This window comes from Sphingomonas sp. (assembly GCF_003248515.1).
Taxonomy (GTDB): Bacteria; Pseudomonadota; Alphaproteobacteria; order Sphingomonadales; family Sphingomonadaceae; genus Sphingomonas_I.
In genome coordinates this window covers 122,493-148,197 of the sequence record NZ_QFOB01000012.1, presented here as the reverse complement: position 1 = coordinate 148,197, position 25,705 = coordinate 122,493, and the positions used below count along the sequence as shown (strand labels likewise).

Annotated in this window: 21 protein-coding genes and 1 tRNA gene; 20 read left to right on the top strand and 2 right to left on the bottom strand. The window is 64.6% G+C overall.

Translation table 11 applies throughout. The features are described 5' to 3' along the window. The 15 genes from DI605_RS17620 to DI605_RS17550 all read left to right on the top strand — a co-directional run. Positions 1–1,081: TonB-dependent receptor (locus DI605_RS17620; protein ID WP_293976465.1), on the top strand; the 1,081-nt coding region annotated here is incomplete at its 5' end. 11 nt (positions 1,082–1,092) lie between these two features. Then, positions 1,093–3,219, top strand: coding sequence for an Atxe2 family lasso peptide isopeptidase (locus tag DI605_RS17615; RefSeq protein WP_293976463.1), 2,127 nt, complete (start codon positions 1,093–1,095; stop codon positions 3,217–3,219). Positions 3,220–3,357: 138 nt separating this feature from the next. Next, the gene (locus DI605_RS17610; protein ID WP_293976461.1) at positions 3,358–5,388 is read left to right on the top strand and encodes a conjugal transfer protein TraG; all 2,031 of its coding nucleotides are present in this window, start codon (positions 3,358–3,360) and stop codon (positions 5,386–5,388) included. A 1-nt stretch (position 5,389) separates the two neighbouring features. After that, the gene (locus DI605_RS17605) at positions 5,390–5,794 is read left to right on the top strand and encodes a CopG family transcriptional regulator (protein ID WP_293976459.1); all 405 of its coding nucleotides are present in this window, start codon (positions 5,390–5,392) and stop codon (positions 5,792–5,794) included. Further along, positions 5,791–6,795 (top strand): P-type conjugative transfer ATPase TrbB, encoded by a 1,005-nt coding sequence (gene trbB, locus DI605_RS17600; protein ID WP_293976457.1) that lies wholly within the window; start codon positions 5,791–5,793, stop codon positions 6,793–6,795. Before DI605_RS17605 ends, trbB begins: the two co-directional genes overlap by 4 nt. After that, positions 6,777–7,118 (top strand): TrbC/VirB2 family protein, encoded by a 342-nt coding sequence (locus DI605_RS17595; protein WP_293976455.1) that lies wholly within the window; start codon positions 6,777–6,779, stop codon positions 7,116–7,118. The genes trbB and DI605_RS17595 overlap by 19 nt, the downstream gene beginning before the upstream one ends. Further along, complete coding sequence (locus DI605_RS17590) at positions 7,115–7,411, top strand: VirB3 family type IV secretion system protein (protein WP_293976453.1); 297 nt, start codon at positions 7,115–7,117, stop codon at positions 7,409–7,411. Before DI605_RS17595 ends, DI605_RS17590 begins: the two co-directional genes overlap by 4 nt. Further along, complete coding sequence (gene trbE, locus DI605_RS17585) at positions 7,405–9,861, top strand: conjugal transfer protein TrbE (protein WP_293976451.1); 2,457 nt, start codon at positions 7,405–7,407, stop codon at positions 9,859–9,861. Before DI605_RS17590 ends, trbE begins: the two co-directional genes overlap by 7 nt. Further along, positions 9,861–10,604 (top strand): P-type conjugative transfer protein TrbJ, encoded by a 744-nt coding sequence (gene trbJ, locus DI605_RS17580; RefSeq protein WP_293976449.1) that lies wholly within the window; start codon positions 9,861–9,863, stop codon positions 10,602–10,604. Before trbE ends, trbJ begins: the two co-directional genes overlap by 1 nt. A gap of 117 nt (positions 10,605–10,721) precedes the next feature. Further along, positions 10,722–12,023, top strand: coding sequence for a P-type conjugative transfer protein TrbL (trbL, locus tag DI605_RS17575; RefSeq protein ID WP_293976447.1), 1,302 nt, complete (start codon positions 10,722–10,724; stop codon positions 12,021–12,023). Positions 12,024–12,027: 4 nt separating this feature from the next. Continuing rightward, entirely contained in the window at positions 12,028–12,813 is a 786-nt protein-coding gene (gene trbF, locus DI605_RS17570) for a conjugal transfer protein TrbF (protein ID WP_293976445.1), read from the top strand. Between the two features lie 14 nt (positions 12,814–12,827). Continuing rightward, a complete protein-coding gene (gene trbG / locus DI605_RS17565; RefSeq protein ID WP_293976443.1) occupies positions 12,828–13,787 on the top strand; it encodes a P-type conjugative transfer protein TrbG in 960 nt (319 codons plus the stop codon). After that, positions 13,784–14,995 carry a TrbI/VirB10 family protein gene (locus DI605_RS17560; protein ID WP_293976441.1) on the top strand — a complete coding sequence of 404 codons (1,212 nt, stop codon included), beginning with the start codon at positions 13,784–13,786 and terminating at the stop codon, positions 14,993–14,995. Before trbG ends, DI605_RS17560 begins: the two co-directional genes overlap by 4 nt. Position 14,996: 1 nt before the next feature. Further along, a complete protein-coding gene (locus DI605_RS17555; RefSeq protein WP_293976439.1) occupies positions 14,997–15,212 on the top strand; it encodes a DUF2274 domain-containing protein in 216 nt (71 codons plus the stop codon). Between the two features lie 3 nt (positions 15,213–15,215). Then, positions 15,216–15,416 (top strand): helix-turn-helix domain-containing protein, encoded by a 201-nt coding sequence (locus DI605_RS17550; RefSeq protein WP_293976437.1) that lies wholly within the window; start codon positions 15,216–15,218, stop codon positions 15,414–15,416. Positions 15,417–15,553: 137 nt separating this feature from the next. Here DI605_RS17550 and DI605_RS17545 read toward each other — a convergent pair whose 3' ends face one another. Beyond that, positions 15,554–16,786 carry an integrase arm-type DNA-binding domain-containing protein gene (locus tag DI605_RS17545; protein WP_293976471.1) on the bottom strand — a complete coding sequence of 411 codons (1,233 nt, stop codon included), beginning with the start codon at positions 16,784–16,786 and terminating at the stop codon, positions 15,554–15,556. A 120-nt stretch (positions 16,787–16,906) separates the two neighbouring features. Then, a tRNA-Leu gene (locus DI605_RS17540) sits at positions 16,907–16,993 on the bottom strand. 143 nt (positions 16,994–17,136) lie between these two features. On the opposite strand from DI605_RS17540, the gene DI605_RS17535 reads away from it, so the two are divergent. From DI605_RS17535 to gltB, 5 genes are all read left to right on the top strand, one after another. Next, positions 17,137–18,060: a complex I NDUFA9 subunit family protein gene (locus tag DI605_RS17535; RefSeq protein ID WP_293976435.1), complete on the top strand. Its 924-nt coding sequence runs from the start codon at positions 17,137–17,139 to the stop codon at positions 18,058–18,060. Positions 18,061–18,091: 31 nt separating this feature from the next. After that, a complete protein-coding gene (locus DI605_RS17530) occupies positions 18,092–18,901 on the top strand; it encodes an undecaprenyl-diphosphate phosphatase (RefSeq protein WP_293976433.1) in 810 nt (269 codons plus the stop codon). Positions 18,902–19,049: 148 nt separating this feature from the next. Beyond that, complete coding sequence (locus tag DI605_RS17525) at positions 19,050–20,495, top strand: NAD(P)-dependent oxidoreductase (protein ID WP_293976431.1); 1,446 nt, start codon at positions 19,050–19,052, stop codon at positions 20,493–20,495. Beyond that, complete coding sequence (locus tag DI605_RS17520) at positions 20,492–21,121, top strand: DUF2059 domain-containing protein (protein WP_293976429.1); 630 nt, start codon at positions 20,492–20,494, stop codon at positions 21,119–21,121. Before DI605_RS17525 ends, DI605_RS17520 begins: the two co-directional genes overlap by 4 nt. Positions 21,122–21,135: 14 nt before the next feature. Then, on the top strand, positions 21,136–25,683 hold the full coding sequence (gene gltB / locus DI605_RS17515) for a glutamate synthase large subunit (protein ID WP_293976427.1): 4,548 nt from the start codon (positions 21,136–21,138) through the stop codon (positions 25,681–25,683). Positions 25,684–25,705 lie beyond the last annotated feature (22 nt).

Below are 25,705 nucleotides of genomic sequence, written 5' to 3'. Positions count from 1 at the left end.
GCCATGGGCATACAAGCTCAAGGCCAGCGTTGCGATGCGTTACGAATATTATCCGGGCACGGCATCGGTTGCGGTTCCGAAACTCGGTCTCATCTACGCACCCAACTCCGATTTCGACATCAAGGCAAGCTGGGGACGATCCTTCAAGGTGCCGATACTGTCCCAGCAGTATATGCCGCATGTTATATATCAGTATCCCGCCACCTGGGTGGGCGCTTCCGGTTATCCGGCGGGCTCGACGGTCTTGATTGATTATGGCGGCAACGTCGATCTCAAGCCCGAGCGAGCCAAGAACTGGTCCGCAACGATCGACATTCATCCATCGTGGCTAAACGGTTTCAAGGCATCAGTCAGCTATTTCGAAGTGGCCTACAAAGACCGTATCGTCCAGCCGGTGTCGGGAGCGCAGCTTTTTAGCGCCCTCTCCAATCCCATATATGCTGGGTTTGTCAGCTACGATCCAACTGCGGAGGAAGTGCAGCAGCTCATCGCTTCCGCGTCTAGATATTATGATTACAGCGGCGGCAGCGGGACCAGTCAGACAATCGCCATCCTGTCCGATCGCTACGTCAACGCCGCTCGCCAAAACATCCATGGTGTGGATCTGTCGGCCGAGTATCGATTTGATTTGAGGGACGCATCATCGCTGACGATCAGCAGCAATGCGTCGTGGCTTTGGTCCCGGCAGGTGATCAATGCGGATATGGGCGAACTCCAGCTCGCCGGGACGATTTTCAACCCGGCGCGTCTGCGAGCGCGCGGAAGTATGATCTGGTCAGATCAGAAATGGACCCTCGGCGCCTACGTAAACCATATCGCGGGTCTCGAAGACAATCGCGCGTCACCTTCTGTTCCGATAGACTCAATGACGACGTTCGATCTTTCTGCTAGGCTCGCATTCCCCAAGGAAAGATCGGTACTTGGCGGGCTGGCATTGCAGCTTAGCGCGCAGAATATTTTCAATCAGCGCCCGCCCTACGCAGCCCCAAGCGGTGGCTACAGCTATTATGTGAACTACGATTCCACCAACTTTTCACCGATCGGCCGGTTCATCAGCTTCACGATCTCGAAGGATTGGTAGGAACAACGAACATGCGCGCTCATTTGAAAGCCGCATATCAGATTCGCACTGCATCCAGTCATGCCGTGCGGATTTGTATTGCTGCCACATTTTTGCTGCTCGCGCCCAGCGTGCGGGCGGAAAGCCTACGATGTTCTCTCCTCGCATCGGCTGCAAAGCGAACTCTGGGTCCGATCAACACCGACGATTTAATACGCATCCGGGATTTCGGTGGCGCCGGGCTTGGGGCTCGATCCGAGCCTTTTGCCCTGTCCCCCGATGGACGCTCTGCCGCACTTCAATTGCGCCAGGCTGATCCGTCCAGCGACACTTACTGCACCGCTATGGTGATCGTACCGATCACTGGTTCAGGAACTCCTAGTGTATTCGATGATGCTGGAGATATCGTCGCTGCGACGTCCAGTCGCTACGGAATCAGCGGACTGCCACTGGGCATTCCCAAACAGGCGATCATAAGATGGAGCCCTGACGGTAGATTTCTGGCCTACACGAAATTCTTTTCCGACCGATCCGAGATCTGGATTCACGATTTCGCCCTTCATGTTTCTAGCCGAAAACTGGTCAGCGATGTCGATATCGAGAGACTGGCATGGTCTGCCGATGGTGCAAGGCTTCTCTATGAGAGCCGCCCCGGCCTCACGGCCGCGAGAAAGGCCATCGCAACTGAGGGATTGAGCGGCTTTCGTTTCGACGAGCGTTTCTGGCCGCTGTCGAGCGACATCCCGATGCCGCCGGCCGATGTTCCGCTTGTCGCACGAGCGGTCAATCCATCAAGCGGGGCACCGGAATCCCTGCAAGAGGCGGATAAAGTCGCGTTGCACCCGGATCCCGATCGGCCTGCTAGCAGCACTGCCCTCGCAAGGCTCGGCAACACGATGGCTTGGAGCGCGCCGTCTGACGACGGACTCTTCTCGCCGATGATGTTGCACGTTCAGGTTGGGCCGAATGAGCTGCCTTGCACCTATGACGCATGCAGCGGAGTCACCAATCTCTGGTGGATAACACATGAGCTGCTCGTCTTTCAAAGGCGAGCCGGCATCGACGGCAGTCTGACCCAGTTTTACGCGTGGAGGCCAAGGCGTGACCGCCCTCGCCTGCTGTTGGCCACGACGGACGCGCTTTTCGGCTGTCGAGAAGGTGGTGAGGGGATCATTTGCGCGCAGGAGACGTCGGTCTCTCCGCGACATCTCGTCGCTGTTTCGGCGCGCAATGGATCAAGGCGCGTCATCTTCGATCCCAACCCGGAATATCCAGCCGCCGAGGCAGGTATCGTTCGTCGGCTTGAATGGGCTAACGCGGCGGGCGTCAAGACCTATGGCGATCTCGTGCTGCCGCGGCAGTATCGAGGCGATCGCCGCCTCCCGTTAGTAATCGTTCAGTATGAGTCGCGCGGCTTTCTCCGCGGCGGCACCGGCGACGAATATCCGATCCAGGCGCTGGCGGCGCACGGGTTCGCCGTCTTGAGCTTCAATCGCACGCCTTGGCTGCCTGAAGTCGATCATCCAGTCGGCGAGGACGAATATCTTCGACTAAGCATGGAGGATTTCGCCGACAGACGGAATATCCTCTCGTCCCTAACGTCTATCATCGGACAGTTGGATCGTGACGGCGTGATCGATCCTGCGCGTGTCGCGATCACCGGGCAGAGCGACGGTGCCGTGACAGCGACCTTTGCGCTGACCAACACAAGGCTCTTCGCAGCCGCGATCCTGAGCACCTGCTGTGAGGACGCGGCCATGCTGCAACAATCCGCGGAGGGCTACGAGGATTTCTATGTCCGCATGGGCTATCCGGCGAACCGTGAGGCCGGTAGGGAGTTCTGGCGGATCGGCTCGCTCGCGGAGGCGGATGGAACAAAGCCCGTCCCCCTTTTGATACAGGCGTCGTCCAGTGAATTTCGCATGGGCCTTGCAACCTATCGCGAACTCATGCGCCGCGGATGGCCGATCGATATGTACGTCTATCCCGACGAAGGTCATGTGAAGCTCCACCCCGCGCATCGATCGGCCGTTTATCGCAGAAGCCTGCAATGGCTAGATTTCTGGTTTAATGACCGAAAATCTGCAAACCCAGTCGACTCACCGCAATATGAGCGTTGGGAAGCGCTTCGGCACTCTGTTCGCGTTCCGGGAAACTGAAGGTGATTAAGCCCGATCGCAAACTTGGCAGAACGTGGCGCTCTCTGGCGAAGTAACGGCACTGTCGGGATCACGGTGATGGGCCGAGTCTCGGGGCAAGGCCCGCCGTGATTCTCACCGTGCGGGTGGAGAGCCCGCATGACGCCCACCAAGCTGCTGATCGGCCAGATCGCCATTGTGTTCGCCATCGTGATCGGTGGCATCTGGTTCGCGACGCAATGGGCCGCGGCGCATCTTGCCTATCAGCCTGAACTGGGGCCGCCCTGGTTCCTCGTCGGCGATATCCCGGTCTACCGCCCATGGGCGATTTTCCTGTGGTGGTATCACTACGACGCCTACGCGCCGCAAATCTTCGACCGGGCCGGCGAGTTTGCGGCCGCCAGCGGTTTCGTGGGATGCGGCGCTGCCATCGCCGGATCGCTGTGGCGGGCGCGGCAGCGCACGAACATCACCACCTATGGATCGGCACGCTGGGCGACCGCGACTGATATCCGCAAAGCCGGACTGGCGATTGAAGCCGGCATCTTTCTTGGGCGGTCGCACGACCATTATCTGCGTCATGACGGCCCGGAGCATGTCATGGTGTTCGCACCGACCCGTTCGGGCAAGGGCGTCGGACTCGTCGTTCCGACCCTGCTGAGCTGGACCGGCTCCGCGGTCATTCATGATATCAAGGGCGAGAACTGGCAGCTCACCGCCGGCTGGCGGGCGCATTTCTCCCATGCCCTCCTGTTCAACCCGACCGATGCTCGCTCGGCGCGCTACAATCCGCTGCTGGAGGTCCGTCGCGGCGCCAATGAGGTGCGCGACGTTCAGAATATCGCCGATGTTTTGGTCGACCCCGAAGGGGCGCTCGAGCGTCGTAACCACTGGGAGAAAACCTCTCATTCCCTGCTCGTCGGTGCGATCCTCCATGTCCTCTATTCCGAGGAAGAGAAGACGCTCGCCCGCGTCGCGACCTTCCTGTCCGATCCGCAGCGCCCGTTCACCGCCACGCTCAAGCGGATGATGACCACCAATCATCTGGGTAGCGAGGAAGCGCCGGTCGTCCACCCCGTGATCGCGTCAGCCGCGCGCGAAGTGTTGAACAAAAGCGAGAATGAACGCTCAGGCGTGCTGTCGACCGCCATGTCGTTCCTCGGCCTTTACCGCGATCCCACCGTGGCCGAAGTCACCTCGCGTTGCGACTGGCGGATCGCCGATCTGGTCGACGGCAAGCAGCCGGTCTCACTCTATCTGGTCATCCCGCCGTCCGACATCAGCCGGACCAAGCCGCTGGTACGCCTGATCCTCAACCAGATCGGCCGCCGGCTGACCGAGCATCTGCACGCAACCGGCGATACCCGGCGCCACAAGCTGCTGATGATGCTCGACGAGTTTCCGGCGCTGGGACGGCTCGATTTCTTCGAGACCAGCCTTGCCTTCATGGCCGGCTACGGCGTGCGCGCCTTCCTGATCGCTCAGAGCCTCAACCAGATCGAGAAAGCCTATGGCGAGCACAACAGCATTCTCGACAATTGTCATGTCCGCGTGGCTTTCGCGACCAATGACGAACGCACCGCCAAGCGCCTGTCCGATACGCTCGGCACGGCGACCGAGCAGCGGGCGATGCGCAACTATGCCGGCCACCGGCTCGCGCCTTGGCTCGCCCATGTCATGGTCAGCCGTCAGGAGACCGCGCGCCAACTCCTGACGCCGGGCGAAGTGATGCAGCTTCCAGCCGACGACGAACTCGTGCTGGTATCGGGCACGCCGCCCATTCGCGCGAAAAAGCTGCGCTATTACGAGGATCGCAATTTCCGGGGGCGCGTGATTCCGCCGCCCGTACTTGCTGACGGCGACTACACCGATCATCCGATACCCCGCGCCGATGACTGGGGCGCCCTGTCCCGTACGCCTGACATGCGTCTGGCGGCGGCTATCTCTCCCGAAGGTGAAAGCGAAGACGGCGGCTTGCAGCAGGAGCGCCATCCCGGGCTCCCCGAAGAACAGCCGAGCCATGCCGATGAGATGACGCCGGTCGATCCGCTCGGCCTCGGCGAGGAGGATGCCGATGCATCCGCCGATGCGCGAATGATGGACCAGGCGCGTGCCGCCGGCATCGCGCGGACCACCTTCGGCATCGACGCAGGTGCGAGCCGCGCCGACGACATGCTGCCGGGCTTCTGACATGGCTCGCATCCGCCACCAGTTCATGCTCAACGAACCGTTGAGCGCCCGGCTCGATGCGCTGGCCGCAAGGCCCGGCGCGTCCAAGTCCGCGATTCTCGCCGATGCGGTCGAAGCGTGGCTCAACCGTCGCGGCTCCAACGAGCTGGATGACCGTTTCGGGCAAAGGCTGGACCGGCTGACCGGGGCGCTGGCGCGGATCGAGCGCAACACGCATGTCCTCATCGAGACGCTGGCGCTGTTTGTCCGCTACGAACTGGCGATCCACGCGCCGCTGGCCGAGACCGACCATGCCGGCCGCGCCATCGCCCGCGAGCGCTTCGCCGCCTTCATCACGCAGGTCAGCCGCCAGCTCGCAAGCGGTCGACGCACGCTTGGCGGCGATGACGATGGGGATCGCCTGTGAGCGCCGACCCCTCTGTCGAGCGCCGTCGTCGCATGCTGATCACGGCGCTCGGAGCTGATATCGCCTCCGCCCTGCGCGACAGCCAAGTCGTCGAGATCATGGTCAACCCTGACGGCGCGCTGCGCATCGACAGATTGGGCGAAGGTCGCGTCGATACCGATGTCCGCATCGATGCCGATCAGGTCGAGCGCATCATCCGTCTGGTCGCTGCCCATGCCCGCGGCGAGGTTCATGCCGACCGGCCCATCGTCTCGGCCGAACTGCCGCCCCATGGCGACGGGGCTGGCGAACGGTTCGAGGGGCTGTTGCCGCCGGTTGCGTTCGCGCCCTGCTTCTCGATCCGCAAGCCCGCGTCGCGCATCCACAGGCTGCTCGACTATGTGGCGGACGGGATCATGTCTGCCGAGGCCGCGCGCCTGCTGTCCCGCGCCGTTGTTGACCGCCGAAACATCCTCGTGGTCGGCGGCACGTCGTCGGGCAAGACCACGCTCGCCAACGCACTGCTCGCCGAGATGGCGCACCTCGACGAGCGCGTGATCCTGATCGAGGACACACGCGAGCTGCAATGCGCCGCGCCCGATGTGGTGGCGCTGCGCACGCGTGCCGGCAGCGTGACCATGGCCGATCTGGTCCGCTCGACGCTGCGCCTGCGCCCTGATCGCATCATCGTCGGCGAGGTGCGCGGTCCCGAAGCGCTCGACATGCTCAAGGCCTGGAACACCGGCCATCCCGGCGGCATCGCCACCGTCCACGCCAACAGCGCAGTGTCCGCGCTCTATCGGATCGAGCAGCTCGTACAGGAAGCGGTGGTCACTGTGCCGCGCCGGCTGATCGCCGAGGCGATCGACATGATCGTGTTCATCGCCGGGCGCGGCCTTGCCCGCCGGATCGAGACGATCGCCCGCGTCGCCGGGCTCGATCCCGATGGCGCCTACGCCCTCATCGACATCACCCCAGCCTTCCAACCCCAAGGAGAAGACCCATGCGTGCATCTGCCCTGAAGATTCCCGATCGCCGTTCCACCTTCCTCATCGGCGCGGCGATTGGGCTCACCCTGTCCATCACCAGCAGCGCCTTTGCGTCCGGCACCGGCATGCCGTGGGAAGAACCGCTCCAGCAGATCCTGGAATCGGTGCAGGGTCCGGTCGCCAAGATCGTCGCGGTGATCATCATCATCGTCACCGGCCTGACGCTGGCGTTCGGAGAGACGGCGGGCGGGTTCCGGCGGCTGATCCAGATCGTGTTCGGCCTGTCGATCGCGTTCGCGGCCAGTTCGTTCTTCCTCAGCTTCTTCAGCTTCGGCGGTGGAGCGCTGATCGCGTGAGCACCGCCGCACCAGCCTCGCCGCATATCGCCGGCGCCCACATCGAAGGATTCGAGGCGCCGGTCCACGGCGCGCTCGGATCGCCGATCCTGCTCGGCGGCGCGCCGCGGACGATCGCCATCGTCAACGGCACGCTCGCCGCCGCGATCGGCCTAGGTCTCCAGCAATGGGTGGCGGGGCTGGTGCTCTGGGCGGCCGGACACAGCCTCGCCGTGTTCGCCGCCCGCCGCGACCCCGACTTCGCGCCCGTCCTCATTCGCCATCTTCGCCAGCGGAGCCATCTGTCATGCTGAACCTGCGAGAATATCGCCCCCGCGCCGACCGCCTTGCCGATCATTTGCCCTGGGCGGCGCTGGTCGCCGATGGGGTGATCTTGAACAAGGACGGCAGCTTCCAGAGGACGCTGGCGTTCCGCGGTCCCGATCTGGAGAGCGCGACCGAGGCCGAGTTGGTCTCCGCCTGCGCGCGAGCGAACAATGTCCTCAAGCGCTTCGGCACCGGCTGGGCCTTGTTCTTCGAGGCCGAGCGCCGCGAGGCGCTCGGCTATCCCGACAGCGTATTCCGCGATCCCGCCTCCTGGCTGGTCGACGAAGAACGCCGCGCCGGGTTCGAGGCCGAGGGCCAGCATTATGAAAGCCTTTATTATCTGACCCTGGTCTGGCTGCCGCCCGCCGACGGCGCCGACAGCGCCGGCCGCTCGCTGGTCGAACGGCCGGACAGCGAGAAGGGCCGCGACTGGCGCGGCGCGCTGGCGTCGTTCATCGCGGAGACCATTCGCGCACTCGACTTGTTCGGCGCGTTCATGCCCGAGATGCGGGCGCTCTCGTCGGCCGAGACGCTGACCTATCTCCACGGCACCATATCGCAGCGCCGCCATGCCGTCGCGGTGCCCGATATGCCGATGTATCTCGACGGGCTGCTCGCCGACACTCCGCTGACCGGCGGACTGGAGCCGATGTTGGGTGACCGGCACATCCGCACGCTCACCGTCACCGGCTTTCCGACCATGAGCCGGCCCGGCATCCTCGACGCGCTCAACGAAGCGGATTTTCCGTATCGCTGGGTCACCCGCTTCATCAGCCTCGACAAGGCCGATGCGACCAAGGTGCTGACGAAGCTGCGCCGCCAATGGTTCAACAAGAGGAAGTCGATCACCGCGCTGTTGCGCGAAGTGATGTACAATAGCCCCGCGCAATTGCTGGATTTGGACGCCGACAACAAGGTCGCCGATGCCGATATGGCGTTGCAGGCGCTGGGCGGCGATCATGTCGCGTTCGGCTATCTGACCGCGACGATCACGGTATCGGATAGCGATCGCGCCCGCGTCGAGGACAGGGTCCGCGCGGTGGAGCGCATCGTCAACGGCCTCGGCTTCACCACGATCCGCGAAGGTGTGAACGCGGTCGAGGCCTGGCTGTCGTCGCTGCCCGGCCAGACCTATGCCAATGTCCGCCAGCCGATCGTCCATACGCTGAACCTCGCGCATCTGATGCCGCTGTCATCGGTCTGGGCGGGTCCGGCGGGCAATATCCACCTTGATGGTCCGCCGTTGCTGGTCGCGCAGACCACCGGCTCGACCCCGTTCCGGCTCTCCACTCATGTCGGCGATGTCGGCCATATGATGGTGGTGGGGCCGACCGGCGCGGGCAAGTCGGTGCTGCTCTCGCTGATCGCCATGCAGTATCGCCGTTATCCGGGATCGCGCATCGTCATCTTCGACATGGGCTTCTCCGCGCGTGCGTCCGTGCTGGCGATGGGCGGCAGCCATCATAGTCTGGGACCGCAGCCCGAACATGGCGATGGCAGTGGGCTCGCCTTCCAGCCCTTGCGCTATATCGACGACGAAGCCGAGCGGAGTTGGGCGGCCGACTGGATCGGCGCGCTGCTTGCCCATGAGAAGGTCGCGCTGACCCCGGACATTAAGGACCGCATCTGGTCGGCGCTCTGCAATCTGGCTACCACCCCGCGCGAGGAGCGGACTCTGACGGGCCTGAGCCTGCTGCTCCAGTCCAATGCGTTGCGCGCCGCGCTTGCCCCCTACACGCTGGAGGGCGCCTATGGCGGGCTGCTCGACGCGGCAGACGAGCATCTCGCCTTCGCCGATGTGCAATGTTTCGAGACCGAAGCGCTGATGCTGCGCAAGGGCGTGGTCGCGCCCGTGCTCACCTATCTGTTCCACCGCATCGAGCAACGGTTCGACGGGCGGCCGACCCTGCTGATCCTCGACGAGGCCTGGAGCCTGTTCGACGATCCGCTGTTCGCCGCGCGTATCCGCGAATGGCTCAAGACGCTGCGCAAGAAGAATGTCGCGGTCTTGTTCGCGACTCAGTCACTGGCGGACATCACCGAGAGCAGTATCGCGCCCGCGATCATCGAAAGCTGCCCGCAACGCATATTGCTGCCCAATGATCGTGCGATCGAGCCGCAGAGCCGTCAGGCCTATGAACGGTTCGGCCTCAACGAACGGCAGATCGAACTGATCGCCCGCGCGACGCCGAAGCGGCATTATTATCTGCAATCGGCGCGCGGCAACCGGCTGTTCGAACTGGGCCTCGGTCCGATCGCCCTAGCGCTGTGCGGCGCCTCCTCGCCCGTGATCCAGGAACGGATCGACCGTCTGCTGGGCCAGTTCGGGCCGAACGCATTCGCGGCCCGCTTCCTAGCCCGCGCCGGCCCCGATTGGGCCGCCGACCTCATCGCCGATTTTCCCGCTCCCCAAGCCCCCGAAGAAGGAGTCCTATAGTGGGTATCTTCTCACGCAAATATCTCATCGCATCCGCGCTCGCTGTTGGCGCCGGCGGCGCGCTCATGATGGCGGTCGGCACCAGCACGCCGGCACAGGCGCAATGGACCGTGTTCGATCCGTCAAACTACAGCCAGAATCTCCTGACCGCCGCCCGGACGCTCCAGCAGATCAACAATCAGATCAAGTCGCTCCAGAACGAGGCGCAGGGCCTAATCAATCAGGCGAAGAACCTGACGAGCATCAGCTTCCCCGAATTGCAAGCGCTCCAGCAGACCATCAGCCAAATCGACCAACTGATGGGCCAGGCGCAGGGTATCCAGTTCAAGGTCGCCAATCTCGACCAGCAGTTCCGCCAGCTCTTCCCCGACAGCTTCGGCCAGGCACTGACGATGAACCAGCAGGTCCAGAACGCCCGTGTGCGGATGGACACGGCGAAGGCCTCATTCCAGCAGGCAATGACCGTGCAGGCGCAGGTGGTCGAGACCGTGCAGGCCGATACGCAAGCGCTGTCGGGCATCGTCGCCCGCAGCCAGGGTGCCGAAGGATCGCTTCAGGCGCAACAGGCGACCAACCAGCTTCTCGCGCTCGCCGCCAAGCAGCAATTCCAGATCCAGAACCTGATGGCTGCGCAATATCGCGCCGAAGCGATCGAGCAGGCGCGCCGCGCGCAGTCGCAGGCTGACGGTCAGGCGGCAACCAAGAAGTTCCTCGGCTCCGGCAGCGCCTATTCCCCCCAATAGGCAGCGCCGGATCGGACGGCGGCGGCTTCGCCTCACCGTCGCCGTCGCCGCGGGGTGCGTCCAGCTCCCCGGCGCACCCCGCGGCATTCCCTCTTCATCACAGAAAGCCGATCGCCCGTGACGGACCTCAACATCATCGACCAGTTCATGGCGGCGTTCATCGCCTATATCGACAGCGGGTTCGGCCTGCTCGGCGGCGACGTGTCGTTCCTGTCGCGCACGCTGATCGCGATCGACGTGACGCTGGCCGCTTTGTTCTGGGCGCTGGGCGGCGAAGACAATGTTCTCGGACGCCTGATCCGGAAAGTCCTCTATATCGGCGCGTTCGCATTCATCCTGAACAGCTTCTCGACGCTCGCCGACATCATCTTCCGCTCCTTCGCGCAGGCGGGTCTGACCGCAGGCGGCGGAACGCTGTCGGCGGACGATCTGCTCAAACCCGGCCGTCTGGCAGGGACCGGCTTCTCGGCGGCCTGGCCACTGGTCGAGCAGGTCTCGCAGCTCACCACCTTCACCGGCTTCTTCGACAATTTCCTGACCATCATCGTGCTGCTGGTCGCCTGGGTGATCGTCATCCTCGCCTTCTTCATCCTGTCAGTGCAGATGTTCGTCACCATCCTCGAGTTCAAGCTGACCAGCCTGGCCGGCTTCATCCTCGTGCCGTTCGCCTTCTGGAACCGCTCGAGCTTCCTCGCCGAGCGCGTGCTGGGCAATGTGGTCTCGTCCGGCATCAAGGTCATGGTGCTCGCGGTCATCGTCGGCATCGGCTCGAACTATTTCACGCAGTTCACCACCGCCCTGCAGGGCCAGGAACCCGACATCGGTCAGGCGATGAGCCTGGTGCTCGCCAGTCTCGCGCTGTTCGGCCTTGGCATCTTCGGGCCCGGCATCGCCTCCGGCCTCGTCGCCGGTGCGCCGCAACTCGGCGCGGGATCGGCGGTAGCGACGACTGCGCTCGCCGCTGGCGGTTTTGCGCTTGCGGGTAGTGCGGGTGCCGCAGCCGCACGGGGCATCGGCGGGGCCGGTCTCAGTGCCGTTCGCGCCGGCACGGCGATGGGATCGGCCGCGTCTACTGCCTATAAGCTTGGGCAAGAAGCTTCCGGTTCCGCTTCGGTCGGCGCCGGCCTTGGCGGCATCGCCACCGCCGCCAAAGGCGCTGCCAGCCAGAAGGTCGGCAATGCGTTCGGCCTGCGCGCAGCCGCCGAGCGTGGCCGGCAGGCGGCATGGGATGCGGGTAATACCGGCCTGGCATCCGCCACCAAGGCATCCGGCGCCGGCACAGACGCCATGCCGGGCTGGGCGCGCCAACTCCAGTCGACGCAAGCCGCCCGTCATCACCGCCAGATGGCCATCCACGCGCTCCAGTCGGGCGATCGTGGTGGTCACGGCGCCGCTCCTGACATCAAGGAAAGGGACTGATCCCATGATCTTCAAGCGTGCCGTCCAGCGTTATGGACGAACTCCCGAACCCGAAACGCCCTTCCAACGCGCCGGGCAACTCTGGGACGAGCGGATCGGCTCGGCCCGCTTGCAGGCCCGCAACTGGCGGCTGATGGCGTTCGGCTGTCTCGGACTTACGACCATATTATCTGGTGGGTTGCTCTGGCAGTCGATGCAGAGCCGGGTCGTGCCCTACGTCGTGACGGTCGACCGGCTTGGCGAGGCACGCGCGGTAAGTCCGGCGGACAAGAGCTACCAGCCGACCGATCCGCAGATCGCCTGGTTCCTCAGCCGTTTCATCAACGACGTGCGCGGACGCTCGCTGGATCCGGTGCTGATGCGTGCAAACTGGCTCGCCGCTTATGACTTCACGACGAAGCGCGGCGCGGTGTTCCTCGGTGCCTATGCGCGGGCCAGTGACCCGTTCGCGCAGGTCGGGGAGCGCACCGTCTCGGTGCAGGTCACCAGCGTTGTCCGCGCGTCCGACCGCTCGTTCCAGGTAAAGTGGATCGAGACCGCCTATGAGCACGGTAGCCCCGCAGGCACCGCGCACTGGACCGCGATCGTGACGGTCGAGATCCATGCGCCGAAAAATGCCGACACGCTACGGAAGAACCCTCTCGGCCTCTATGTCGATGCGATCGACTGGAGCCGCGAGCTGGAAGCGGCATCGCCAGCACCCAAGCCGGCTGCGATACCTGCACCCGCCACAACCATCCCGTCGGGATCGCCGCTCGACCCGACCCTTGCCCAGCCAGCCCAGCCCTAATCGGAGATCCGCTCATGAAACATGTCGTCCTCGTGGCGACGGCGCTCGCCGGCGTCGCGCCCGTCTTCGCGCAGACCGTACCGGTCCCGCCGCAGCCCGCGACCGCCATGCCGGTTGCGATGCCGACGCCATCCCCGACACCCATGGCATCTCCTTCTCCCGTTCCGGCAGCTCCACCGGTCACGCATCATCGCAAGGTGCCGCCGTCGCCGGCCGAACTGCGCGTCCGAGCCGCCAATCGCGCCGCGACACAGGAACCCGCGAGCATCGGGTTCATCAACGCGGTGCAGGTCTATCCCTATAGCGAAGGCGCGATCTACCGCGTCTATGCCGCGCCCGGACAGGTGACCGACATCGCGTTGCAGCCCGGCGAGGTGCTGGGCGATGTCGCCGCCGGCGATACCGTGCGCTGGGTGATCGGTGATACGACCAGCGGCAGCGGCGACACAAAGCGGACCCATATCTTGGCGAAGCCCTTCGCCGCGGGGCTCTCGACCAACATCGTCATCACGACTGACCGGCGCAGCTATCACCTCGCGCTGATCAGTACCGGCCGTACTGCGATGGCTGCCTTGTCCTGGACCTATCCCCAGGATGAACTGATCGCATTGCGTCGTGCGACAGAACAGGCGCAGGCCGTCGCGCCGGTCTCGACCGGACTGACGCTCGACCAGTTGCATTTCAATTATGTGGTATCGGGCGACGACGCACCGTGGCGGCCGCTACGGGCGTTCGATGACGGGCGGCAGACGTTCATCGAATTTCCGGCGAGCATCACGGTGGGTGAGGCGCCGCCCTTGTTCCTCGTCGATGCGAAGGGCGAGGCGAGCCTCGTCAATTATCGTGTCCAAGGTCGCTTCTATGTGGTCGACCGGTTGTTCGATGTCGCCGAGCTGCGGCTTGGACTCAAGAAGCAACAGGTCGTGCGCATCGCCCGCACTGATGAAGCTGCCCAGCGCCGGAGGAAATCATGAGCGACACCATGGTTGCGCCAACCCCGGCGCCCAAGGTCGATCCCGAGACGCTGGTGCTGCGCGCCCGGCCGCCGCGTGCGATCCGGTTCCGGCGCGGCGTCATCATCGCCATCGCGGCGATCGGGTCGGTCAGCCTGATCGCGGTGACATGGATGGCATTGAGCCCGCGCCTATTCCATCGCGTCGCAGCGCCCGAGGAGCTGTCGCAGCCCGATACGCGCCCACCGGCCGACACATTGAACGGAGCGCCCGCCAGCTATGGCGATGTGCCGAAGCTGGGGCCGCCATTGCCCGGCGATCTCGGCAAGCCGATCCTCGATCATCAGCGGGCACTGGCGGCGGGGATCGGCCCCGCCGATCAGCAGATGCAGCAGGCCGAAGCCGCAGAGCGCACGCAGCAGCTTGCCGAGTTGAAGGCGGCACGGGAATCGGGTTTGCTGGTGCAGAACCGTCAGGGCGGGACGTCCGGTAGCACCGTGGCCGTCGTGCCCAGCGCGGCAGTGCCATCAGCACCGGACGCGGAAACCGGTAAGGTCGCGCTCGATGCCGCCAATGATCCCAACGCGCAGGGGCGTAAGGCGGCGTTCGTAGCGGGTCTCGACCCGCGCGGCGACGTCAATCCGCATGCGCTGACCCCGGCGCCATCGCCATATACCCTGTCAGCCGGCAGCGTGATTGCGGCGAGCCTCATCACCGGGCTGCGTTCCGACCTGCCCGGACTGGTCACCGCGCAGATCACCGAGAATGTCCATGATAGCGCCACCGGCCGACTGCTGCTGGTGCCGCAAGGATCGCGGCTGATCGGCAGCTATGACAGTGTGGTGGCATTCGGGCAGAAGCGCGCGCTGATCGTCTGGCAGCGGATCATGCTGCCCAACGGGAGTTCGCTGCGCATCGACAATGTGCCGGCGACCGATCCGTCCGGCTATGCCGGTTTGCAGGACAAGGTCGATTTCCACACCTGGCAGCTTTTGAAGGGCATCGCCTTGTCGACGCTGCTCGGGGTCGGATCGGAACTCGCGCTGTCCGGCCAGAGCGATCTCGTGCAGGCGATCCGCCTCTCGACGCAGGATACCGTTTCACGCGCCGGCGACCAGATCACCGGGCGCAATCTCAACATCCAGCCGACGATCACCATCCGCCCCGGCGCGCCCGTGCGGCTGGTGGTCCATAAGGATCTGGTATTCGCTCCGGCGGGAGGGCGCTGACATGACAGACCTCAAACTCGGCAAACTTCCTGATCGCACGCCGGTCAAACTCGCTGTTCTGCTCCCGCCCGACCTGCATCAGGCGCTTCAGGCCTATGCGGTCGCCTATGAGCAGGCCTACGGCGTCGCCGAGCCGTTGGCCGAACTCATTCCCGCCATGCTTACGGCTTTTCTCGACAGCGATCGGGGTTTTGCACGCAGCAAATCGAAGGCTTGAGAAATGGCACATAATAGCGAAGGCCAATCCAACGCCGTTTACATCGAGCCTCTCACGGTTCGCATATCGACCGCCGTTCAACTGACAGGCCTCAGCCGATCGCGACTCTACGAACTTATCCAGTCGGGCGACCTGGAGACGGTCAAGGTCGGCCGCTCCACGCTTATTCCCTACAAAAGCCTCAAAGCACTGACCGAAGGTTAGCGTTTGCACTGCCGATATGTGAGCAAAACGATCAATGTCGCTCACATATATGAGCAAGTTTCTGAGATGTGCTCATGAATATATGAGCAGGAATAGCTCGATGTGGGGAGGCCTTCCCATAGACGCTAACGTGTCGGTCATGCCCCCTTATCCCTGTTCTGTCCGAATTGCGGGCGAAGAATTTTTGCACCGTCGCGGAGCTCATCGAGATGATCCGACCAGTGCTGCATCATGCGGACGCGCTCGTCCCAATATTCGCCGCGCGTGTAGGCGCGGCGCACCATCGACGTGTCGAGGTGGGCAAGCTGTTTCTCGATCGCGTCTGGATTCCAGATGCCCATCTCGTTGAGCAGGGTCGCCGCCATCGCACGGAACCCATGAGCGGTCATCTCATCCTGAGCATACCCCAGGCGCCTCAGCGCCGCATTGATGGTATTCTCCGACATGCATTGGCGGGGCGATCGGAACGACGGGAAGAGGAAGCGTCCGTCGCCGGTAAACGGACGCAATTCCTCCAGCATCGCGAGCACCTGAGGCGAAAGCGGTACGCGATGGGGGCGACGCATCTTCATCTTCTCGGCCGGCAGTGACCAGATTGCCTTGTCGACATCGATTTCCGACCATTCGGCCTGGCGCAGCTCGCCGGGTCGCACGAACAGATGAGGCGACAGCCGCAGCGCGATCGCCGTGATTCCGTGTCCGGTATATCCCTGGATCGCGCGCATGAGCGCGCCCACCTCCTTGGGCGTCGTGATTGCCGCGAGATGCTTGACCTTCGGGGTGATGAGGGCGCCGCGCAGGTCGGCGGCAACATCCCGGTCGGTTCGCGCTGTGGCGATTCCATAGCGGAATACCCGGCTCAATACGCTGCGCATCCGCCGCGCGCTTTCATAACGGCCGGTCGCCTCGACCTTGCGCAGCACCGCCAGGACCTCCTGCGGCGAGATGTCCGAGATCGGAAGACTGCCGATCATCGGATAGGCCATCCCGAGCAGCCACCGGATTTTGTCGAGCGTGATTGCGGCACGTTCCTCCCGCTCGCACTTGGCGACCCATTCCTCCGCCACATCCTTGAAGGTGTTTGCAGCGGCGATCTTCGCGGAGACGCGGGCGCGTTTCTTTTCGAGGGCCGGGTCGAGACCGGCCACGATCTGCTTGCGTGCTTCGTCCCGGCGCACACGGGCCTCAGCCAAGCTCACGTCGGGCCAGGGGCCGATGTGAAAGGTCTTCTGTCGACCGAGATAGCGATAGCTCAACCGCCACAGTTTCGAGCCGTTGGGCTTGACGGTCAGGAACAGGCCTTGGGAATCGGCGAGGTTGAAGGGCTTCGCCGAGGGCTTGGCGGAAGCGATCTGGATGTAAGTCAGCATCATGTTGGTCCCAGCTTTGCCGGGTCGATCCAGCACCAACAAAAACACCAACAAATGTGTTGGTCTCGTGTCGGATTGGGCTGGATCGCCCCGGACGGTTGCCGGTGATTCTCACCCGAATGGTGCCCAGAAGAGGACTCGAACCTCCACGACCTTGCGATCGCCAGCACCTGAAGCTGGTGCGTCTACCAATTCCGCCATCTGGGCACGGGGTAGGCGCGGGCCTTTAGGTGGCGGGGCACGGGCTTGTCAACCGGCTGGCGCTTGATTGCTTGCATGGTGCCGAACGGGCGGGCAATGGAGGCTTTCTTCGCGGTGCACAAAATGCCCGCACGAACCGGGAAGGAACGATGGTGGCTTTGGTAACGCTGTTCGGCGGTGGCGGCTTTCTCGGTCGTTATGTCGCGCAGGAGCTGATGGCGGCGGGCGCGCGCGTCCGCATCGCGGAGCGGGATCCTTCCGATGCCTTTTATCTGAAGCCGCTCGCCGGCCTCGGCCAGGCGCAGTTCGTGGCGGCGAGCATCACGCATGCCGAATCGGTGCGGCGCGCGGTGGAAGGCGCGGATGCGGTGATCAACCTCGTCGGCGTGCTTTCGGGCGATTTCGAGAAGCTGCATGTCGAGGGTGCGCGCAACGCGGCGGCGGCGGCAAAGGCGGCGGGCGCCAAAGCCTTCGTTCAGATTTCCGCGATCGGCGCCGATGCGGGCGCGGCATCAGCCTATGCGCGCACCAAGGCGCAGGGCGAAGCAGCAGTGGCACAGGCCTTCCCAGGCGCGACGATCATCCGTCCCTCGATCCTCTTTGGCGCCGAGGATGATTTCGTGAACAAGTTCGCGGCGATGGCGGCACGCCTGCCGGTGCTGCCGGTGATCCGCGGCGCGGCACGTTTCCAGCCCGCCTGGGTCGCCGATGTGGCGCAGGCCGTGGCGAAGGCCGCGCTCCATTCCGAAGCCTATGCCGGCCAGACCTACGAACTGGGCGGCCCGCGCGCGATCAGCATGGCGGAGCTTAACGCATGGGCCGCCGGCGCCGTTGGCGCCAAGCCCTCCTTCCTGCCCGTGCCGGACGGGATTGCCAGTATCCTCGCGCGACTGCCGGGTTCGCCGATCACCGCCGATCAATGGGCGATGCTGCAGACCGACAATCTCGTTTCGGCAGGCGCCCCCGGCTTCGCCGCATTCGATATCGATCCCAAGCCGATCGAGGTGGTCGCGCCTTCGTGGCTGGTCCGGTATCGGCGCCAGGGCCGCTTCAGCCTGAACGCCCCGGCCTGAGCCACACCCTCTCCTCCCGCCGGAGTGCGCGATGAGCGTGACAGAACCGATCCTCCTCGGCATCGTCGAGGGGCTCACCGAATTCCTGCCCGTTTCCTCCACCGGCCATCTGATCCTTGCCAGTGCCCTGCTGGGCTATGACGAGGAGAAGTGGGCGCTGTTCAACGTCGTGATCCAGCTGGGCGCGATCCTCGCCGTGATCGTGCTCTACTGGCGCACCTTCTGGGCGGTCGCGATGGGCCTGATCCGGCGCGATCCGGTTTCGTGGCGCTTCCTGCGCAACCTGCTCCTCGCTTTCCTGCCCGCCGCGGTCGTGGGCCTCGCGCTGCACAAGCAGATCGAGGCGCTGCTCGGCCGACCGGATGTGGTGTGCGTGGCGCTGGTGCTCGGCGGAATCGCGATCCTCGTGATCGAAAGGCTGGCGAAAAAGCAGGATCTGGTGGGCGTCGCCGATCTGCCCGTGCGCACCAGCCTGGGCATCGGCGTGATCCAGTGTATCGCGATGATCCCCGGCGTCAGCCGATCGGGCGCGACGATCCTCGGCGCGCTCTCCCTGGGCGTGGAACGCCGGACGGCCGCCGAATTCAGCTTCTTTCTCGCCATCCCGACGATGCTTGGCGCCTCGACGCTGGAGCTTGCGAAGAACAGCCACGCGATCGGCGCGCCGGGACAGGTCGGCTTCGGCACGATCGCCATCGGCTTTCTGGTCGCCTTCATCGTGGCACTGGCCGTGATCCGGGGCTTCGTCACCTTCGTGTCGCGGCATGGCTTCGGCCCCTTCGCCTGGTATCGAATCGCGGCTGGCGTGATCGGGCTTCTCTGGCTAAAAGGCATATTATAACCGGATCGGACCCAGTTTTTCCGACATAACCGTCCCATTGGCGAAAAAAGCATCAGGACGGCCCCATAATAGGTAAACATTGCTTACCTAACCATTTGACTCATTGTTGCTGCTTCCTCATGGCCATCGCCACGAGGGAGCGACATTCATGGCCATGCTGCAATTTCCCAAGGTCGGGCAGGTTTATCCGGACAAAAGGTCCGCCGAGGAACGCGCCCGCGATTTCGGCGAGATTTCCCGCGTCTATGAACTTGCGGGCGCGGAGGAACAGTCCTCGCGCTGCTCGCAATGCGGCGTGCCTTATTGCTCCACGCACTGCCCGCTCCACAATCATATCCCGGATTGGTTGCGCCTGACATCCGAAGGCCGGCTGCGCGAAGCCTACGAACTTTCCAACGCCACCTCCACCATGCCTGAGATCTGCGGCCGCATCTGTCCGCAGGATCGGCTGTGCGAAGGCAATTGCGTCATCGAATTTTCCGGCCACGGATCGGTCACGATCGGATCGGTGGAAAAATACATCACCGATACGGCGTGGGAGAATGGCTGGGTTGAGCCGCTCGTGCCGGGGCCGGCGCGGGGCCAGTCGATCGGCATCATCGGTGCGGGGCCGGCAGGCCTGACCGTGGCGGATCTGATGCGATCGCGCGGCTATGAGGTGCATGTCTATGATCGCCACGATCGCGCGGGCGGCCTGCTGACCTACGGCATCCCCGGCTTCAAGCTGGAGAAGCCGATCGTGATGCGCCGGGTCGATCGCCTCGCGGCGGGCGGCGTGGTGTTCCACCAGAGCTTCGAGGTGGGCCGCGATGCGACGCTCGAGGATCTGCGCCGCAAGCATGATGCGGTGGTGATCGCCACCGGCGTATACAAGGCGCGCGCGATCAGGGCGCCCGGCGTCGGCGCCGAAGGCGTCGTGGAGGCGCTCGACTATCTCACCGCATCGAACCGGAAGGGCTTCGGCGATGACGTGCCCGCCTTCGACGGCGGCGCGCTGAATGCCGCCGGCAAGAATGTCGTCGTGGTCGGTGGCGGCGATACGGCGATGGATTGCGTGCGCACGGCGATCCGCCAGGGTGCATCCTCGGTCCGCTGCCTCTATCGGCGCGATCGCGCGAACATGCCGGGCAGCCAGCGCGAAGTGAAGAATGCCGAGGAAGAGGGCGTCGAGTTCGTGTGGCTCGCCGCACCCGAGGCATTCCACGACGAAGGCGGCAAGGTTGCCGGCGTCAAGGTCTCCCGGATGCGGCTCGGCCAGCCGGATGCCAGCGGCCGCCGCGCGCCGGAAGTGGATCCGGGTTCGGAATATCGCGTGGACGCCGATCTCGTCATCAAGGCGCTGGGTTTCGATCCGGAGGAACTGCCCCGCCTGTTCGGCGCGCAGGAACTGGCCGTGACGCGCTGGGGCACGATCCGCATCGATCACAAGACAATGATGACCAGCCTCGACGGCGTGTTCGCGGCGGGCGACATCGTGCGCGGGGCGAGCCTCGTCGTCTGGGCGGTGCGTGACGGGCGCGATCTCGCCGATCGGATGCATGTGTGGCTGAAGGCCAAGGCTGCCGCCACGCAGCCGGCGCTGGTGTCGGCATGAGCCGCCCCGGCGCACGGGCGCTCGCCTGCCTGATGCTGGCAGCCCTGCCGCTGCCCGCGCTTGCGCAGGCTCCTGCCGGGGCGCCCGCGGCGGCATCGGCACCGGCGGCAGCGGCCGAATCCGCAGCGCCGCTCGATCCGGCGGCCGAAGCGGCGGCGCGCGATCTGTTCGAGGCCAGCAACGTCCGCGCGGTGATGCTCGCGGGCAATGAGAAGACACTCTCGCTGATGCGCTCCGGCGCGGCGCTGAGCGCCTTTGTCGATCAGAATTCGCAGATGCGGATGAAGCGCGCCACCAATCCGCAGGCTTGGGATGCGGCGCTCGCCCGGCTCGGCACGAAGCAGGCCGCGATCATGGCCAAGATCGTGACGGAGATGCAGCCGGAAGTGGAGGCGCGCACGATCCGCCTCTACGCCCAGAGCTTCTCGGTCGCGGACCTGAAGGCCATCGCGGCTTTCTATCGCACGCCGCTGGGCAAGCGGATGAACGAGAAGATGCCCGAAGTGCTCGCCCAGACGACTGCCTGGGTGCAGGCGGAGATTCCGAAGCGGATCGCGCCGGCCATGGCCGAGTTGCAGCCCGAGATCCAGCGCGAGCTGACCCCCCTCATGTCCACGCCCAATTGAAGGATGGCCGGACGATGACGACCACCACGATCCACGATCTGCCCCTGCCCTCCGCCGCCGAACGCGAGCGGATCGCGAACGAGGGCATGTATCGTCCCGAATTCGAGGGCGATGCCTGCGGCGTCGGTCTCGTCGCCGCCACCGATGGCAAGGCCTCGCGCCGCGTCGTCACCGCGGCGATCGATGCACTGAAGGCCGTGTGGCATCGCGGCGCCGTGGATGCGGACGGCAAGACCGGCGACGGCGCCGGCATCCATCTCGATATCCCCGCCGCCTTCTTCGACGACGCGATCGAGAGCGCCGGCCATCGCCCGCGCCCGAACCGGCTGGCCGTGGGCATGATCTTCCTGCCGCGCACCGATCTGGGCGCGCAGGAAGCCTGCCGCACGATCATCGAGAGCGAGATCATCGATTTCGGCTACACCATCTATGGCTGGCGCCAGGTGCCCGTCGACATCTCCGTGATCGGCGAGAAGGCGATGCAGACTCGCCCCGAGATCGAACAGATCATGATCGCCGGCCCGCTGCCGGACGAGGAGAGCGAGGCGGAGTTCGAAAAGAAGCTCTATCTGGTTCGCCGCCGGATCGAAAAGAAGCTGATCGAGGCGCAGGTGCAGGGCTGCTACATCTGCAGCCTCTCCACGCGCTCGATCATCTACAAGGGCCTGTTCCTCGCCGAGGAGCTGTCCGTCTTCTATCCGGATCTGCGCGACGATCGCTTCGTCAGCCGCGTGGCGATCTTCCACCAGCGTTATTCCACCAACACCTTTCCGCAATGGTGGCTGGCGCAGCCGTTCCGTTGCCTTGCCCACAATGGCGAGATCAACACGATCCGCGGCAACAAGAACTGGATGAAGAGCCACGAGATCAAGATGGCTTCGCTGGCGTTCGGCCAGCATTCGGAAGAGATCAAGCCGCTCATCCCGGCGGGCGCCTCCGACACGGCGGCGCTGGATGCCGTGTTCGAGACGATCTGTCGTTCGGGCCGCGACGCGCCGACCGCGAAGCTGATGCTCGTGCCCGAAGCGTGGCAGGGCGCCGATCTCGCCCCGGACGTGGACGCGATGTACAATTATTTCGCGAGCGTGATGGAGCCGTGGGACGGCCCGGCCGCGCTGGCGATGACGGACGGCCGCTGGGTGGTGGCCGGCGTCGATCGCAACGCGCTGCGCCCGCTGCGCACGCTGCGCACGGCGGACAATCTGCTGATCGTGGGTTCGGAAGCGGGCATGGTCGTCGTGCCGGAAAGCTCGGCCGTGGCGAAGGGCCGCATGGGCCCCGGCCAGATGATCGCGATCGATCTCGTGGAAGGCCGCTTCTACGAGGATGCGGAGATCAAGACGCGCATCGCGGCCGAAGCCCCCTATGCGGAATGGGTGAAGGGCTTCCGCACGCTGGACGATCTGCCCGCGCCATCGGGCAACCATGTGCCGCAATATAGCCGTGCCGAACTGATCCGTCGCCAGGTAGCGGCGGGCCAGACGATGGAGGATATGGAGCTGATCCTCGCGCCCCAGGTCGAAACCGCGAAGGAAGCGGTGGGATCGATGGGCGACGATACGCCGCTGGCCGTCATTTCCGACAAAGCGCGGCTCATCAGCCATTTCTTCCGCCAGAATTTCAGCCAGGTGACCAATCCGCCGATCGACTCCCTGCGCGAAACCCGCGTGATGAGCCTGAAGACGCGCTTCGGAAATCTCGCCAACATCCTCGACACGGAAGCCCAGCAATCGGGCGTGCTCGTGCTGGATTCGCCGGTGCTGACCAGCACCGACTGGGCGACGCTGAAGGCGCATTTCGCGAGCAGCCACGCGGAGATCGATTGCACCTATGCGGCCAATGGCGGCCCGGATTCGCTGCGCCACGCCATCGCCCGCGTGCGGGCCGAGGCGGAGCAGGCCGTGCGCGAGGGCAAGAGCGAGCTGTTCCTGACGGACGAGGGCGTATCGGCCGAGCGCGTATCGATCGCGATGGTGCTGGCGGCGGCCGCCGTGCACACGCATCTCGTGCGCAAGGGGCTGCGCTCCTATGCCTCGGTGAACGTGCGCTCGGCGGAGTGCCTCGACACCCATTATTATGCGGTGCTGATCGGCGTGGGCGCCACCACGGTGAACGCCTATCTGGCGGAGGCCGCGATCGCGGACCGCCATGCGCGCGGCCTGTTCGGCGATCTGCCGCTCAAGGATTGCTTCAAGCGCTGGCGCAAGGCGATCGACGAGGGCCTGCTCAAGATCATGTCGAAGATGGGGATCGCGGTGATCTCCTCCTATCGTGGCGGCTATAATTTCGAGGCGGTCGGCCTCAGCCGCGCGCTCGTCAACGATCTCTTTCCGGGCATGCCCACGAAGATTTCGGGCGAAGGCTATGCGTCGCTGCAATATTCGGCGAAGCTGCGCCACGATCCCGCGTTCGACGAGGGCGTCTCCACGCTGCCCATCGGCGGCTTCTATCGCCAGCGTTCGGGCGGTGAGAGCCATGCCTATTCGGCCCAGCTGATGCATCTGCTGCAGACGTCGGTGACGAACGACAGCTACAGCCAGTATCTGCAATTTTCGCGCGGGGTGCGCGATCTGCCCCCCATCTATCTGCGCGATCTCCTGGAGTTCAACTGGGCCAGGGAGCCGATCCCGATCGATTCGGTCGAGGCGATCACCGAAATCCGCAAGCGCTTCGTCACGCCCGGCATGAGCCTTGGCGCGCTTTCCCCGGAGGCGCACGAGACGCTGGCGATCGCGATGAACCGCATCGGCGCGAAGGCCGTTTCGGGCGAGGGCGGCGAGGATAAGCGCCGCTTCAAGCCCTATGAGAATGGCGACAACGCCAATTCGGTCATCAAGCAGATCGCCTCGGGCCGCTTCGGCGTCACCGCCGAATATCTCGGCTCTGCCGAAGAGGTGGAGATCAAGGTCGCGCAGGGTGCCAAGCCCGGCGAGGGCGGGCAGCTGCCCGGCTTCAAGGTGACCGAGATGATCGCGAAGCTGCGGCATTCGACGCCGGGCGTGACGCTCATCTCGCCGCCGCCGCATCACGACATCTATTCGATCGAGGATCTGGCGCAGCTCATCTACGATCTGAAGCAGATCAACCCGCGCGCGCGCGTCTGCGTGAAGCTCGTCTCCTCGGCCGGCATCGGCACGGTGGCGGCGGGCGTCGCCAAGGCGCATGCGGATGCGATCCTCGTCGCCGGCAATGTCGGCGGCACGGGCGCCTCCCCGCAGACCAGCGTGAAGTTTGCCGGCACGCCGTGGGAAATGGGCCTCAGCGAGGTCAACCAGGTGCTGACGCTCAACGGCCTGCGCCACCGCGTGAAGCTGCGTACGGACGGCGGCCTCAAGACCGGCCGCGACATCGTGATCGCCGCCATATTGGGCGCCGAGGAATTCGGCATCGGCACGCTGAGCCTGGTCGCGATGGGCTGCATCATGGTGCGCCAGTGCCATTCGAACACCTGCCCGGTGGGCGTCTGCACGCAGGACGAGGCGCTGCGCCAGAAATTCGTCGGCACGCCTGAAAAGGTCATCAACCTGATGACCTTCATCGCCGAGGAGGTGCGCGAGATCCTGGCGCGGCTGGGCGTGCCCAGCCTGGATGCGATCATCGGCCGCACCGAATTGCTGCGGCAGGTGAGCCGCGGGGCCGAGCATCTCGACGATCTGGATCTCAACCCGATCCTCGCCAAGGTGGACGCGGCGGACGACAAGCGTCGCTTCCAGATCGACACCTTCCGCAACGAGGTGCCGGACAGCCTGGACGCGCAGATGATCCGCGATGCCAAGGCCGTGTTCGAACGGCGCGAGAAGATGCAGCTCACCTATACGGTGCGGAACACGCATCGTGCCGTGGGCACGCGCTTCTCGGCCGAGATCACCTCCAAATATGGCATGGACTCGCTTGCCGAAGGCCATGTCCATGTGAAGCTGCGCGGCTCGGCCGGCCAGTCGCTGGGCGCCTTCTCGGTCAAGGGCCTCACGCTGGAAGTGATGGGCGAGGCCAATGACTATGTGGGCAAGGGGCTTTCAGGTGGCACGATCATCGTGCGGCCCACGGTCTCCAGCCCGCTGGAAAGCCGCGCCAACACGATCATCGGCAATACCGTCCTCTACGGCGCGACTTCGGGCAAGCTCTATGCGGCGGGCCAGGCGGGCGAGCGTTTCGCGGTGCGCAATTCGGGCGCGACCGTGGTGGTGGAAGGCTGCGGCGCGAACGGCTGCGAATATATGACCGGCGGCACCGCCGTGATCCTCGGCCGCACGGGCGAGAATTTCGGCGCGGGGATGACGGGCGGCATGGCCTTCGTGCTGGATGAGGATGGCAGCTTCCCGGCCCACGCCAATCCGGAGAGCATCCTCTGGCAGCGCCTCGCCTCCACCTATTGGGAGCAGCGCCTGCGATCGCTGATCGCGGCGCATGCGATCGCGACCGACAGCAAATGGTCCAACACGATCCTCGACGATTGGGATCGCTGGCGGGATCGTTTCTGGCAGGTGGTGCCGAAGGAGATGGTCACGCGGCTCGAACAGCCGCTGGACGATCAGGATGCGGAGATGGTGGCGGCGGAGTAATCCGCCGCTGCCTCTCCCCTCA